The organism is Gordonia sp. p3-SID1431, from assembly GCF_025143765.1.
GTDB classification, from domain to species: Bacteria; Actinomycetota; Actinomycetes; order Mycobacteriales; family Mycobacteriaceae; genus Gordonia; species Gordonia hongkongensis.
Window position 1 is genome coordinate 17,013 of the sequence record NZ_JAMBDT010000059.1, and the last position, 14,807, is coordinate 31,819.

The following is a 14,807-nucleotide window of genomic DNA, read 5'->3' on the forward strand; positions in this document are numbered from 1 at the left end:
CGACATGTCAGGGGGGACGTGTGGTCACGACGACGGAGGGCTTTGTGCGTCGCCCGCGCATCACGCCCCCACGCACGCCCGGAGGCGAGGTCAACATCCAGGCGCCGCCGGATGTGCCGCGGGTGGTGCCCGGCGGCCTCCTGATGAAACTGCTGCCGGTGGTGATGGTCGTCGCCGTCGTCGGCATGGTGGCACTGATGGTCGTCACCGGTGGGCGCAACATCCTGACCAACCCGCTGTTCATGATGTTCCCGCTGATGATGCTGATGTCGATGTTCGGCATGTTCGCCGCCGGCGGCCGAGGCGGGGGCAAACGCGCCGGAGAACTCAACGAGGATCGCAAGGACTACTTCCGCTATCTCGGCCAGCTGCGCGGCCAGGTCTTCGAGACCGTCGACAACCAGCGCGCGGCACGCACCTGGAGCCACCCGGACCCGCGTGCGCTGCTCGACGTGATCGGCAGCAGGCGAATGTGGGAACGCCGCCCCAGCGACGCCGACTTCGCCCATGTGCGCGTCGGGGTGGGCGTCCAGCGACTCGCCACGCGGCTCATGCCGCCGGAGACCGGGCCCCTCGAGGACATCGAGCCGGTGTCGATGGTGGCCCTGCGCCGGTTCGTGCGGACGCACTCCGCGGTGTACCGCCTGCCCACCTCGATCTCGCTGCGCGGCTTCCCCGCCATCAACATCGAGGGTGCGCGGCAGGAGACCCGCGAACTCATCCGGTCGATGGTCGTGGAGCTGTGTGCGTTCCACGGTCCCGATCACCTGCACATCGGCATCGTGACCGGTGATCCGGCGGGGGAGGCCTGGGACTGGGCGAAATGGCTTCCGCACGTGGGACATCCGACGCTGCGCGACGGCGTCGGGGCGATGCGGATGATCTATCCGACGCTGGCGGACCTCGAGAACTCGATGGCCGCGGACCTCCTCGAGCGCGGCCGGTTCAGCCGCTCGGCGCCGCCGAACGCCAATCGCGCACACCTCGTGGTGATCATCGACGACGGTTACGTCGCCGGCGACGAGCGGATCATCAACGACGCCGGCATGGAAGGCGTCACGATCCTCGACCTGACCGCGCCGCCGGACGGTCTCGCGGTGCGGCGCGGGCTGCAACTCGTCGTGCGCGGGGGCAAGGTCTCCGCGCGCAGTGCCGCCGGCGTCGAGGAGTTCGCCGACATGGACTCGCTGACGATTCCCGAGGCGGAGGCGATCGCCCGGCGCATGGCGCGCTACCGGCTGGCCACCGCGGCGACGTTGGCCCACCTCGAGTCCGAGGCGACCTCGGCCGACCCCGGCCTGCCCGCGCTGCTGGGCATCGACGACGCCGCACGCTTCGATCCGGCGACGGCCTGGCGCGGTCGTACCGGCCGGGAGCGCCTGCGCGTGCCGATCGGTTACACGCCGACGGGCGCGCCCGTGGAGATCGACATCAAGGAGAGCGCGCACGGCGGCATGGGTCCGCACGGGCTGTGCATCGGCGCCACCGGATCGGGGAAGTCGGAGTTCCTGCGCACGCTGGTCCTGGCGATGCTGGCGACTCATTCGCCGTCGGAGCTGAATCTCGTGCTCGTCGACTTCAAGGGCGGCGCGACGTTCCTGGGCCTGGAATCCGCGCCGCACGTCGCAGCGATCATCACGAACCTCGAGCAGGAACTCTCGATGGTCGACCGGATGAAGGACGCGCTCTCGGGCGAGATGAACCGGCGCCAGGAGGTGTTGCGGGCGGCGGGCAACTACGCGAACGTCGCCGACTACGAGCGCGCCCGCGCCTCGGGGGTGCGCCTCGATCCGCTGCCGGCACTGTTCATCGTCGTCGACGAGTTCTCCGAACTGCTCTCGCAGAAGCCCGATTTCGCCGAACTGTTCGTCGCGATCGGTCGTCTGGGCCGCTCGCTGCACATCCATCTGCTGCTCGCCTCGCAGCGTCTGGAAGAGGGCAAACTGCGTGGCCTGGACTCGCACCTGTCCTATCGGATCGGACTGAAAACGTTCTCCGCCAACGAGTCCCGCTCGGTTCTCGGTGTTCCCGACGCCTATCACCTGCCGAGCGTCCCGGGTTCGGCGTACCTCAAATGCGACTCGGCGGACCCGATCAGATTCAACACCTCCTACGTGTCGGGGGCCTACTACTCGCCGACGGTCACCGAGTCAGTCGATCCGACGACCACGGCGTCGTCGCGTCGCGGAAACCTCAAGGTGTTCACCGCACTTCCGGTGCCGCTGGACGAGGGTGCGTCGCGTTCGCTGCTCGACCAGGCCGAGAGCCTGCTCGACGAGGAACCGCCGGCACCCGAGGCGCCCACCGAGTTCGAGCCGGTCTCGGCGCAGGTGCCCACGCTCATGGAGACCATCGTCGAACGCATGGAGCACGCGGGCCCGCCGGCCCACCGCGTGTGGCTGCCGCCGCTGGACGATTCGCCCACCGTGGAACATCTTCTCGGCGAGCGGGACTGGTCCCACCCGGCGGTGCCGGGGAGTCTCACCGTTCCGATCGGCGTCGTCGATCGGCCCTACGACCAGCGACGCGACCCGCTCGTCATCGACCTCGCGGGGGCCGCGGGCAACGTGGCGGTGGTCGGCGGTCCGCAGTCGGGCAAGTCGACGACGCTGCGCACGATCATCATGTCGGCTGCCGCGTCCCACACGCCCGAACAGGTGCAGTTCTACTGTCTGGACTTCGGCGGCGGCAGTCTGGCCGGTCTCGCCGGGCTCCCGCATGTCGGCTCGGTCGCCTCGCGCGGCGACATGGACGCGGTCCGCCGTACGGTCGCCGAGGTGGCGGCCGTGGTCCGGTCGCGCGAACTGCTGTTCACCCGGCTGGGCATCGAGTCGATGCGCGACTACCGGTCCCGCCGGGAAGCGTGGTTCCGGTCCGGCGTCACCTCGCCGGCGTCGGACCCGCTGGCGCAGGACCGGTTCGGCGACGTGTTCCTCGTCCTCGACGGGATGAACGTGCTGCGGACCGAACTGGAATCGCTCGAGGAACAGATCACCGCGATCGTGGCCCAGGGGTTGAGCTACGGCGTCCACGTCATGGTCACCGCGTCCCGATGGGCCGAGGTGCGCCCGGCGGTCCGCGATCTCATGGGTACCCGGATCGAGCTGCGGCTGGGCGACCCGATGGATTCCGACATGGGTCGTCGCGCCGCCGCGCTGGTCCCGCAGAACCGACCCGGCCGCGGCCTGACCGGGCAGGAGCTGCACATGCTGATCGCGCTGCCGCGGCTCGATTCCGTCAGCAGCGCCGAGTCGTTGCCCGCGGGCGTCGCCCAGTCGGTCGAGAAGCTCACCGCCGCCTATCCGGGCCGCTCGGCGATGGCCGTGCGCAAGCTGAGCACCGCGATCGACTACGCATCGGTGCAGCGCGCGGTTGCCGCCGCCGGGCTGACGCTGGCACCCAATCAGGTGGCTATCGGTGTCGGCGAGCTCGAACTCGCCCCGGTGGTGCTCGATTTCACCGCCCAACCGCATTTCATGGCGTTCGCCGACGTCGAGCACGGCAAGACCAACCTGCTGCGGACGATCGTCACCGGGCTGGTCGCGGGTGCCACACCCGAGCAGGTGCGCATCGTCTTCGTCGACTACCGCCGCACGATGCTGGGGATCATCGACGGCGATCATCTTGCCGGCTACGCGAGTTCGCCCGACCGCGCGGCGTCGATGATGACGGAGCTGGCGGCGTATCTGAAGAACCGGATGCCGCCTGAGGACGTGACGGTCCAGCAACTGCGGGACCGCACCTGGCTCGAGGGCCAGCCCGAGGTGTACGTGGTGGTCGACGACTACGACATGGTCGTCACCTCGACCGGCAATCCGATGCTGCCGATCGTCGAACTGGCTTCCCATGCGCGCGACATCGGGCTGCACATCGTGCTCGCCCGACGTTCCGGCGGCCTCGGTCGGGCGATGTTCGATCCGCTGATCGCGCGCCTCAAGGACCTGTCGTCGGACATCCTGCTGATGAGCGGCGACCGGGACGAGGGATTCATCACCGGCCGGTCGAGGCTGCAGACGCTGGTGCCCGGCCGCGGCGAACTGGTGTCGCGCGTCCGGCCGCAGGAGATGATCCAGGTCGCCCATCTCCCGATCGGCGACTAGGGGTGGGTCGGGCCGGATGACACAGCCGGGCGAGGTGCAACCGATCGGCGACGGGAACCGTCCGACGGTGGTCGATCTCGCGTTCGGGACGCCGCTGGTCCATGACCCGGAGCGCGGGCTGCGCCGGGTGGATCGCGATGTGCGGCCGCTGCTCGAGTCGGTGGACCAGATGAGTGTCGTGGCCGACGGTCGGCGCGAACACCTGCGCCAGGTGTGGCGACGGGTCTTCGCCGGCCTCGACTTGCCCGCGGGCCGACCCCTCGTCGTCGGGCACCCGAGCACCTGGGGACCCCGTCGGGCATCGACGCTCGCCGACCTCGGCGACGGCCGCGCGCCGGTGGCACTCCTACCGCGGGCGGTGCTCGTCGCGCGCAGTCACGCCGATCTCACCGTGCGGCGGTGCGCCGTCGTCGAGACCACGCATCTCCCGCGGCCGCCCGCCGATCCCGGCCACCCGCGACCGGCGTGGTGGGACGTGCAGATCGTCGGGCGCGGTCCGGACGGCTGGGTGATCGAGCGCTCCGGGCTCATTCGTCCCGGTGCCGACCGTGCGCCGCGCTCCTCGTCGAACGCGGACGGCCTCGACGTCATCGACGACTCGGTCGAGGCGGTGTTCGTCGACGGGGACCGCCCGGACGAGGTGTCCGCGGCGATCGGCGTCATCGCCGGGCACGCGGTCGCGGGACGCGTGGTCGCCGTCGACCGCGAGCTCGTGGTCCGGCTCGGCCACCGCACCGGCGGTGCGGACGAGGACACGATGGCCCCGGGCGCCGATCCCGGACCCTCGCTCCCGGTCGGCGCCACCCGGCGCCGGTCGGGGACGCTGCTCGCCGCGGCGGTGATGGCGATCCTGGTCGTGAGCGGTGCGATCGGGGTGGGACTCTGGCAGCGCGGCACCGCACCGGACGCGGCGTCGACGGAGGTCGGCCTCGGGCGTGCGACGCTGGCGGTGCCCGGCGACTGGCGGCAGTCCGAACAGCGGACCCCGAGCGGTTCGGCCGACGACCCCTCGACCACTCGCGCGGTGTTCGTCGATCCCGACGACGGCCGGCGCATCATCGCCGTCCTCACCGAGGTGCGCGCCGGCTCCACCCGGGAATCGGTCGCGGGGAGCCTGCGCAACCGGATCGAGCAGCGCGGCGACGACGTCGTCACCGAGTTCTCCGCCGCCACCCGGTTCGGCGGGCGGGACGTGATCGGCTACCGCGAGTCACCGGCCTCGGGCGGCGCGATCCGCTGGTACGTCGTGGTCGACGATGGTCTGCAGGTCTCGATCGGCTGTCAGGCGGGTACCGCGGCCGAATCCGCCGACGACGAGTGCGCGGCGGCGGTGCGGTCGGTCCGGGTGTCGCCGTCGTCGTGAGGCCGAGTCCGTTTTGACCCTGACCAGCGCGGTCGCGTAGCCTGGATCGCTGGTGCTCGGCGCCTGGCGCACAGCTGTGTGTCCAGGTCAGCGGAGGCCCGGGTCCCCACTGGTCGCCGGGAACAATCTCTGCCGTGCACCCGACCAGCATCCATTCGACAAGAGTTGAGGACAACTGTGCCTACCTACACCCCGAAGGCCGGTGACATCACGCGTACGTGGCATGTCATCGACGCCGAGAACGTGGTGCTCGGCCGGCTGGCCGTGCAGGTCGCGAACCTGCTTCGCGGCAAGCACAAGCCGACCTACGCCCCGCACATGGACGGCGGCGACTTCGTCGTCATCATCAACGCGGAAAAGGTCGCGCTGACCAGCAACAAGGCTGATCGCAAGCTGAACTACACCCACTCGGGGCACCCCGGTGGCCTGAAGTCCCGCACCACCACCGAGCTGCTCGCGACCTACCCCGAGCGGGTCATCGAGAAGGCCGTCAAGGGCATGCTGCCGTCGACCAAGCTCGGCCGCGCCATGGCCTCGAAGCTGAAGGTCTACGCCGGCCCGAACCATCCGCACGCGGCCCAGCGCCCCGTCCCCTTCGAGATCAAGCAGGTGGCCCAGTGAGCAACGAGAACATCAACGACGCCGTCGAGGCCGTCGACGAGGCTGCCGTCGAGGTCGTGGAGGCCGTCGAGGTCGCCGCTGACGACTACGACGCCGCTGTGGTCGAAGAGGTCCGCGAGCCGGTCGTCATCGACCGTCCGATCCAGACCGTCGGCCGCCGCAAGGAGGCCGTCGTCCGCGTTCGCCTGGCGCCGGGTTCCGGTGAGTTCACCCTCAACGGCCGGTCGCTGGAGGACTACTTCCCCAACAAGGTGCACCAGCAGCTGATCAAGGCCCCGCTGGTCACCGTCGAGCGCACCGAGTCGTTCGACATCTACGCCAAGCTCGTCGGCGGTGGCCCCTCGGGCCAGGCCGGCGCGCTGCGTCTCGCCATCGCGCGTGCGCTCATCGAGGTCACCCCGGAGGATCGTCCCGCCCTGAAGAAGGCCGGCTTCCTCACCCGTGACCCGCGTGCGGTCGAGCGCAAGAAGTACGGCCTCAAGAAGGCCCGCAAGGCGTCGCAGTACTCCAAGCGCTGATCTTGGCACGCCTTTTCGGAACCGACGGCGTCCGAGGCCTGGCCAACGACGAGCTCACCCCCGAGCTCGCGTTGCGCCTGGCCTCGGCCGCCGCGGTCGTTTTCGCAGAGAGTTCGGCGACCGAGTCGCACCGGCGTCCGCGCGCGGTCGTCGGACGTGATCCGCGCGCATCCGGCGAGATGCTGGAAGCCGCGGTGTGTGCGGGGCTCGCCGCCACCGGAGTCGACGCCATCTGTGTCGGCACCGTGCCGACCCCGGCGGTCGCATTCCTGACCGCGGACTACCACGCCGACCTCGGCGTGATGATCTCCGCGTCGCACAACCCCATGCCCGACAACGGGATCAAGTTCTTCTCCGGCGGCGGGCACAAGCTCGACGACGCCGTCGAGGACCGCATCGAAGCCGCCATGGACGGTGAGTTCATCCGCCCGATCGGGGCTGCGGTGGGTCGGATCGTCGCTGCGCCGGACGCCGGCGACCGCTACCGGCGCCACCTCGCACAGGCCGTCGACACCCGCCTCGACGGATTGACCGTGGTCGTCGACTGCGCGCACGGCGCGGCGTCGGAGCTCGCTCCGCAGGCCTACGCCGACGCCGGGGCGACGGTCATCGCGATCCACGCCGAGCCGGACGGCCTCAACATCAACGCCGACTGCGGGTCCACGCACATGGACAAGTTGCAGGCGGCCGTGCTCGAGCACGGAGCCGACCTCGGACTCGCTCACGACGGTGACGCAGACCGTTGTCTCGCAGTCGATTCCACGGGTCAGATCGTCGACGGCGATGCCATCATGGCCGTGCTGGCGACGTCTTTGAAAGACCAGGGCAAGCTCCACGACGATGTGCTCGTCGCGACCGTCATGAGCAATCTCGGACTGCACATCGCCATGCGCGAGGCCGGGATCACCGTGCACACCACCGGGGTCGGGGACCGGTACGTCCTCGAGGAACTGCGGCGGGGCGGTTATTCGATCGGCGGGGAACAGTCCGGTCACATCGTCGTCCCGGGTTCGGGCACGACGGGTGACGGCATCCTGACCGGGCTGATGCTGATGGCGCGGATGGCCGCCACGTCGACGCGGCTCGCTGACCTGGCCGGCATCGTGACGGTGCTGCCGCAGGAGCTCATCAACGTGCGCGTGGGCGACAAACACGCAGTGGCCCAATCACAATCGGTGAAAGAAGCGGTCGTGGCCGCCGAAGCCGAACTGGGGGAGACCGGTCGCGTCCTGCTGCGCCCGTCGGGAACCGAGCAGCTCGTCCGCGTGATGGTCGAAGCCGCGACCGCCGATCAGGCGCTGGCGGTGGCCGGCCGTCTGGCCGACGTCGTACAGGGGGCCGGGGCATGACCGGTGGGGCACCGCGCGCGGTCCTGTTCGACTTCTCCGGCACCCTGTTCCGCTTCGAGGCGCGCGACGAGTGGTTCGCCGACCTGCGCGACGACACCGGTGCCGAGTTCGACCGCGACCGTCAGGCGGACATCATCCGGCGCATGGTCGCACCCGTCGGTCTGCCCGACGGCGTCGTCGGTGCCGACCAGGATGCCTGGGAACGTCGTGATCTCGACCCGGCGCTGCATCGGACCGGTTACCTGGCGTTGCTGCGCACGGTCGGGATGAGCAATGCCGACCACGCGAACGCTCTCTACAACCGGGTGCTCGACCCGTCCTCGTGGGTTCCGTTCGCCGACACCGTCGCGGTGCTGCAGAAGCTCGGTGCGGCAGGGGTTCCGGTCGGCATCGTCAGCAACATCGCCTTCGACCTGCGCAAGGTCCTGGCTCTGCACGGCGTCGAGGACCTCGTCGCCGCGTTCGCGCTGTCGTACGAGGTCGGGGCGATCAAACCCGACCCCCGGATCTTCCACGCCGCGCTCGACCCGCTGGGTGTGCCGGCCGACGAGGTGCTGATGGTCGGGGACAGCGAGACCGCCGACGGCGGGGCGCGCGCCCTCGGCTGCGCGTTCGCGCTGGTCCACGACGTCCCGGCCGCGGACCGGCCCACCGCTCTGCTCGACGCCGTGACCTCGCACGGCATCGAACTGCGGGACTGACCGCTCGCCTGATGGCGCACTGGCGCCTCGCCCCTTCGTACGCGACAATTTCCTGCGTGTCCGGAGAAGTCCCGGGAACCGGCGGCCGCTGCCGTGCGTCCAAGAATGCAGGGCCGCTCGGAGGATCGCGGTGAACTGGCGGACGCGGGTCGGGGAGGGGTGACATGAACGGCGACGGTGCGGACGGTGTCGGGTCGCGCCCGATCTCGATGGACACCGCCCAGGTGTCCGAGGTGTCGGGTTACTACCGCAGATCCTCGCTGGTGTTGTCGGCGGTCGCCGACGATCTGGCCGCACACGACTTCGGGACCTGGGCTCGGGAGTCGATCGCAGGAGACGAGAACACGGTCGCCTTCGGGCCGTCGGCCGCGGCGTACGCCGAGATGAGCGCGACCCTGTCGCGCCGGTTACGGGTGCAGGCCACGGCCGCTGCGGCGCTCGCGGACACTCTCCGCAACAGTGCGCTGACCATGGCGGACGGGGATCGGCGCGTGGCGGGCGAGATCTCGCGAGCGCTGCCGCCCTCGGGGGTGGACGGCCGGTGAGACGAGGCGTGGACTCGCTGTCGGTGCTGAGGTCCGACGCCCGGGGTGGCGTCGAGACGTTGATCGAACTCGTGCCGGCCGGGCGTCTGATGGGGGTCGCCGCCCCCGACGATGCCACCCTCCGCAACGGACTCCGCGTGGTCGACGGATTCGACATCGCGGCCTTGTCCGCGGACAGCCGCGCCCTGGTGTCGGCGCACCGGGCCGTGTCCGAACAACTCCACCATCTCCCCGAACAGCAGGTCCGCCTCGACGACGGCTGGAACAGCGAGTCCGCGGCCGTCGCCCTCACGACGGTCATCGACCATCAGCGTCGCGCCGAATCGGATCTGCACATCCTGCGCACGCTCACCGACGCCACCTCGGCCGCGGCGTCGGGCATCGACCGCCTGCTGCGCACCTTCTATCTGGCCGTCGCCCGGTTGTCGGCACCGACCGCGGCCGGGGTGCCGCCGGCGGAACTGCCGCAGGCGGTGCTCACCGGTCGCGTGCCGATCGGGGTGGCGGTCGAGGACATCTCGTCCCGGCTGGCCCTGTTCAGCACCTCGCTCGAGACGACGACCCGCGGGATCGCCGGAATCCTCGACCTCCTGAACCGGTCCGTCGACGGCATCGACGACGAGGCTTATCCGGTCGACGCCGGGCCCCCGGGCGCCGTCCCGGTCGTGTCGCCGGGATCACCGTCCGCGGCGGCACCGGCGCAGACCGTCGCCGCGCCCGCACCGGGACCCGAGACCTGGATGGCCGAATCGACCACCGATGCCCGGCCGGCGGAAACCGGGGCGGCGACCGCCGCGGCACGATCTGAGCCCACGGCGTCGATGTCAGGGGTCGCCGCGTCCGAGCCCCCGGCGACCGTACGGTCGTCGGAGCCCGACGAGTCGGCGCGCGCATCCCGCGACGACGGCGTCGACGTCCCGTTCCGGCTGGGCGGCGCCGAGGGACACGACGCGCCCGTCGCGTCGGGGCCGACGGCCTCGGCCACCGTCGAGGCGGCAACCGGGGTGGTCGCCGAAACCGAAGCCGCGGAACCGAATCGGTCGGAACAGAATCGGTCGGGGCCGGAACCGGAGGCATCGCCGGACCGATCGTCGGGTGATCTGGCGCTGGCGGGTGACCAGTGAACCTCGCCGACCAGATCGAGGCCCTCGCCCGCACCGCGACCGCCGGCGTCGCGGAGGCGTCGCACGTGTTCTCCGCTCGACAGCGGGACCTCGAACTCGCCATGGACGAGCATCGCCGCAACGCGGTGCGGTCGGAGACGCAGCAACTCCGGGACGACCTCGAGAACGCCGCCGACGCCGCGGACGCCACCCCGGGCATCATGTTGCCGGCCGACGTGGCCGACGCCAGTCCCCATCTGCCGCCGCGCAACACATAGGCTGTCTGCTGTGCCAGGCAAGAAGCAGCAGAAGCCGACGCAGTCGCCCGCGAAGCTGATGAAGGCGCTCGCCCGACGCGGCCCCCATCGCGTGTTGCGCGGCGACCTCGGGATCGTCGGGACCCCGGGTGTCGTGTTCACTCCCGCCGAGGGCGAACGGCTCCCCGCCATCGCGTTCGGGCACGGGTGGATGACGTCGGTCGAGCGCTACCGCGACCTGTGCCACCACCTCGCGTCCTGGGGCATCGTCGTCGCCGTCCCGGCGGGTCAGCGAGGCCTGCTCGCGTCCGACGACACGATGGCCGCCCAGCTCCGTTCAGCGCTGTCGATCGTGACCCGGGTCCCGCTCGGCTTCGGCGAGATCACCGTCGACCCGCGCAAGATCGGGTTCGCCGGCCACGGCTTCGGTGCCGCCGCAGCGGTATTGGCCGCGTCGGAGGGCGTGCTGCACGGTCAGCCGCAACCGCCGGCCCGGGGGGTGGTCGCACTGTTCCCGGCGCCGACGACTGCGCAACTCCTGCCCGCGGCCCGCCGGGTGAGTGCTCCGGGACTCATCGTGTCGGCGATCGGCGAACTCGACACCATCGACGGCAACGCCCTGCCCCTGGCACAGGCGTACGGGTCGGAGTCGGCCGCCGATCCCCGTCCCGGTGTGGTGCTGCGTACCCCGCCGGCCGCGACGTCCCGCGGGCTGATCGAGCACCGGTCGATCAAATCACTCCTCGGCGGCAACGGCGCCGACAAGAAGACGCACACCGCCGCACGCGCCCTGACCACGGGATTCCTGCTGCACACCCTCGACGACGACAGCCGGTACGAGGCCTTCGCCGACGCCGACACCGAGCTCGGCAAGGTGCCCGCGGTGGACCTCGACGATCCGCCGGAGATCCAGGACAAGATCGCCAAGTTGCTCGGCGCGAAAGAGCGCAAACGCCGCCGTGCGGCGAGTCCGGTGCCGTCCCGGGCCCCGAACGCGGTGGTGCCCGACACCATCGAGTGACGTCCGTGCCGCGGCACCCGACGGCGGCCTGCTGTGACCCCCGCTCGGCACCCGACGCGCCGCGCTGCCGCCCGCGCGTCCGCAGGTACCCTGACTAGCTATGTGTGGAATCGTGGGATACGTGGGGCGGCGCGATGCCCTGGACATCGTCGTCGACGCGTTGCGGCGGATGGAATACCGCGGGTACGACTCGGCGGGCGTCGCGATCCTCGACGGCGAGGGAAGCACCGCGATCCAGAAGAAGGCACTCCGGCTGGAGAACCTCGAGAAGCAGATCGCCGCGGTCGGTCGCGAGTCGCTGTCGGGCACGACCGGCATCGGACACACGCGGTGGGCCACACACGGCAAGCCGACCGATCGGAACGCGCATCCGCACGCCAGTGACGACGGCAAGCTCGCCGTCGTCCACAACGGCATCATCGAGAACTACGCCGAGCTACGCGCCGAACTCGAGGACGACGGCATCGAGTTCGTGTCCGAGACCGACACCGAGACCGCCGTGCACCTCGTGTCGAAGTACTACGCGTTCGGGCCGACCGCCGGCGACTTCGTGGCAAGCGCGTATGCGGCGCTGCGTCGCCTCGAAGGTGCGTTCACGCTCGTGTTCACCCATGCCGACCACGCGGACACCATCGTCGCCGCGCGGCGGTCGACCCCGCTCGTGGTGGGTGTCGGGCAGGGCGAGATGTTCCTCGCGTCGGACGTCACGGCCTTCATCGAACACACCCGGGACGCGGTCGAGCTCGGCCAGGACGAGGTCGTGGTGATCACCGCCGACTCGTACACGGTCACCGACTTCGACGAGAACGCCCGGGACGGCAAGCCGTTCCACATCGACTGGGATCTCGCGGCCGCGGAGAAGGGCGGCTACGACTTCTTCATGCTCAAGGAGATCGCCGAGCAGCCGCGCGCGATCGCCGACACCCTCCTCGGGCATCTGCAGAACGGTCGCATCGTGCTCGACGAGCAACGCCTGACCGACGACGATCTGCGCGACGTCGACAAGGTGTTCGTGGTGGCCTGCGGCACCGCCTACCACGCCGGGCTGCTCGCCAAGTACGCGATCGAGCACTGGACGCGCCTCCCGGTCGAGATCGAACTCGCCAGTGAGTTCCGCTACCGCGACCCGGTTCTCGACCGGTCGACGCTGGTGGTGGCCATCTCGCAGTCCGGTGAGACCGCCGACACGCTCGAGGCGGTCCGGCACGCGAAGGACCAGAAGGCGCGCGTCCTCGCGATCTGCAACACCAACGGGGCACAGATCCCTCGGGAATCCGACGCGGTTCTCTACACCCACGCGGGCCCCGAGATCGGCGTCGCATCGACGAAGTGCTTCCTCGCGCAGATCGTCGCCGCCTATCTCGTGGGGCTCGCCCTGGCGCAGGCACGCGGCACGAAGTACGCCGACGAGGTCGCCCGCGAGTTCGCGGCCATCGAGGCGATGACCGACTCGGTCGCGCAGGTGCTGGACACGATGGAGCCGGTCCGGGGGCTGGCGCGTTCGCTGGCGCACCACAACACGGTGCTGTTCATCGGCCGGCATGTCGGGTATCCGGTGGCGCTCGAGGGCGCTCTCAAACTCAAGGAACTCGCGTACATGCACGCCGAGGGGTTCGCGGCCGGCGAGCTCAAGCACGGGCCGATCGCGCTGATCGAGGACGGGCTCCCGGTGATCACGGTCATGCCCTCGCCGGACGGCCGCGCCGTGCTGCACTCGAAGATGGTCAGCAACATCCGCGAGATCCAGGCCCGCGGAGCCCGCACGATCGTCATCGCCGAGCCCGACGACGCGGCCGCCCGTGCCGTCGCCGACGAGTTCATCCCCATCCCGAAGACGCCGACGCTCCTGCAACCGCTGGTGTCGACCGTGCCGCTGCAGGTGTTCGCGGCGAGCGTCGCGCAGGCCCGTGGTTACGACGTCGACAAACCGCGGAACCTGGCCAAGTCGGTGACCGTCGAATAGCAGTTCCCCATGCCGATCCGGTACCTGACGGCCGATGAGGTCCGCGCCGCCGAGCGGGCGACGGGGAACCTGCTCAGCGACGGCGTCCTGATGCGCCGGGCGTCGCACGGCGTCGCCCAGGTGATCGCGGCAGAGCTGAGCCGGACCGGCGGATGTTATGGACGGTCGGTCGGGCTGGTCGTCGGTGCGGGGGACAACGGCGGCGACGCGCTGTTCGCCGGTGCCGAGCTGTGCCGCCGCGGCGTGCGGGTCGACGCGGTCCTGCTCGCCCCGGACCGCGCCCACGCCGCCGGGCTGCGGGCATTCCGCGCCGCCGGCGGACGGATCGGCGAGCGGCTACCCGACGGCCTCGAGGTGATCGTCGACGGCGTGGTCGGACTCGGTGGCCGGGGGCCGCTGCGGGCGAACGCCGCCGAGGTCTTCGCGGCGCTCGGTCCGGAGACCACCGTCGTCGCGGTCGACCTGCCGTCGGGCGTCGACGCCGACACCGGTGAGGTCCACGACCCGGCAGTCCGTGCCGACATCACCGTCACCTTCGGCGTCCGTCGCCGCGCGCACCTGCTCGCCGCCCCACAGTGCGGGCGGGTCGTCCTCGTCGACATCGGCCTCGATGACGCCGGCCTCGGTGACCCCGCCGATTCGGCGCTCGCCACCTTGACCGACGACGAGATCGACTGGCCGACACCGGGTCCCGGGGACGACAAGTACACGCAGGGGGTGGTCGGGGTGATCGCCGGTTCGCATCGGTACCCCGGCGCGGCCGTCCTCGCCACCGGCGCGGCGGTGACCGCGACCTCCGGGATGACCCGGTTCGTCGGCTCCGCCCACGCCGAGGTGGTGGCGCAGTGGCCGGAGGTCGTCGCCACGCCCGACCTCGACGGTGCCGGACGCGTGCAGGCGTGGGTCCTCGGCCCCGGCATGGGTACCGACGACGCGGCGGCGATGACCCTGCGCACCGTCCTGGACACCGATCTGCCGGTCCTGGCCGACGCCGACGCGCTCACCCTGATCGCCCGCGAACCCGGGCTCGTCGACGGGCGGACGGCACCGACGCTGCTGACCCCGCACGCCGGCGAATTCGCCCGCTTGACTGGTGCCGAACTGGGCGCCGACCGTCTGACCGCCGTCTCCGGTCTCGCTGCACGGTGGGGGGTCGCGGTGCTGCTGAAGGGACGGATCACGCTGGTCGCCGACCCGACGGGTCACGTCCTGGGCAACGACGCCGCGTCGTCGTGGGCCGCGACCGCCGGGGCCGGCGACGTCCTG

General features: G+C 70.8%; 12 protein-coding genes. All 12 read left to right on the forward strand.

The features are described 5' to 3' along the window. Positions 1-20 precede the first annotated feature (20 nt). The gene (eccCa, locus tag M4D77_RS15130) at positions 21-4,100 is read left to right on the forward strand and encodes a type VII secretion protein EccCa (RefSeq protein WP_259936588.1); all 4,080 of its coding nucleotides are present in this window, start codon (positions 21-23) and stop codon (positions 4,098-4,100) included. Between the two features lie 16 nt (positions 4,101-4,116). Beyond that, positions 4,117-5,463: a type VII secretion-associated protein gene (locus M4D77_RS15135; protein ID WP_058250711.1), complete on the forward strand. Its 1,347-nt coding sequence runs from the start codon at positions 4,117-4,119 to the stop codon at positions 5,461-5,463. 177 nt (positions 5,464-5,640) lie between these two features. Next, entirely contained in the window at positions 5,641-6,084 is a 444-nt protein-coding gene (gene rplM / locus M4D77_RS15140; protein WP_058250710.1) for a 50S ribosomal protein L13, read from the forward strand. Further along, positions 6,081-6,602 carry a 30S ribosomal protein S9 gene (gene rpsI, locus M4D77_RS15145; RefSeq protein WP_065629913.1) on the forward strand — a complete coding sequence of 174 codons (522 nt, stop codon included), beginning with the start codon at positions 6,081-6,083 and terminating at the stop codon, positions 6,600-6,602. Before rplM ends, rpsI begins: the two co-directional genes overlap by 4 nt. 2 nt (positions 6,603-6,604) lie before the next feature. Next, positions 6,605-7,951 carry a phosphoglucosamine mutase gene (glmM, locus tag M4D77_RS15150; protein WP_226512896.1) on the forward strand — a complete coding sequence of 449 codons (1,347 nt, stop codon included), beginning with the start codon at positions 6,605-6,607 and terminating at the stop codon, positions 7,949-7,951. Further along, entirely contained in the window at positions 7,948-8,652 is a 705-nt protein-coding gene (locus M4D77_RS15155; protein ID WP_259936589.1) for an HAD family hydrolase, read from the forward strand. Before glmM ends, M4D77_RS15155 begins: the two co-directional genes overlap by 4 nt. Positions 8,653-8,816: 164 nt before the next feature. Continuing rightward, positions 8,817-9,197 carry a hypothetical protein gene (locus M4D77_RS15160; protein WP_259936590.1) on the forward strand — a complete coding sequence of 127 codons (381 nt, stop codon included), beginning with the start codon at positions 8,817-8,819 and terminating at the stop codon, positions 9,195-9,197. Then, positions 9,194-10,321 carry a hypothetical protein gene (locus M4D77_RS15165; RefSeq protein WP_259936591.1) on the forward strand — a complete coding sequence of 376 codons (1,128 nt, stop codon included), beginning with the start codon at positions 9,194-9,196 and terminating at the stop codon, positions 10,319-10,321. Before M4D77_RS15160 ends, M4D77_RS15165 begins: the two co-directional genes overlap by 4 nt. Further along, a complete protein-coding gene (locus M4D77_RS15170) occupies positions 10,318-10,578 on the forward strand; it encodes a hypothetical protein (protein WP_137809238.1) in 261 nt (86 codons plus the stop codon). The genes M4D77_RS15165 and M4D77_RS15170 overlap by 4 nt, the downstream gene beginning before the upstream one ends. Before the next feature lie 10 nt (positions 10,579-10,588). Beyond that, a complete protein-coding gene (locus M4D77_RS15175) occupies positions 10,589-11,578 on the forward strand; it encodes an alpha/beta hydrolase (protein WP_065629907.1) in 990 nt (329 codons plus the stop codon). A 100-nt stretch (positions 11,579-11,678) separates the two neighbouring features. Further along, on the forward strand, positions 11,679-13,541 hold the full coding sequence (gene glmS / locus M4D77_RS15180; RefSeq protein WP_259936592.1) for a glutamine--fructose-6-phosphate transaminase (isomerizing): 1,863 nt from the start codon (positions 11,679-11,681) through the stop codon (positions 13,539-13,541). A gap of 9 nt (positions 13,542-13,550) precedes the next feature. Further along, the coding region (locus tag M4D77_RS15185; protein ID WP_259936593.1) for a bifunctional ADP-dependent NAD(P)H-hydrate dehydratase/NAD(P)H-hydrate epimerase at positions 13,551-14,807 on the forward strand (1,257 nt) is incomplete at its 3' end.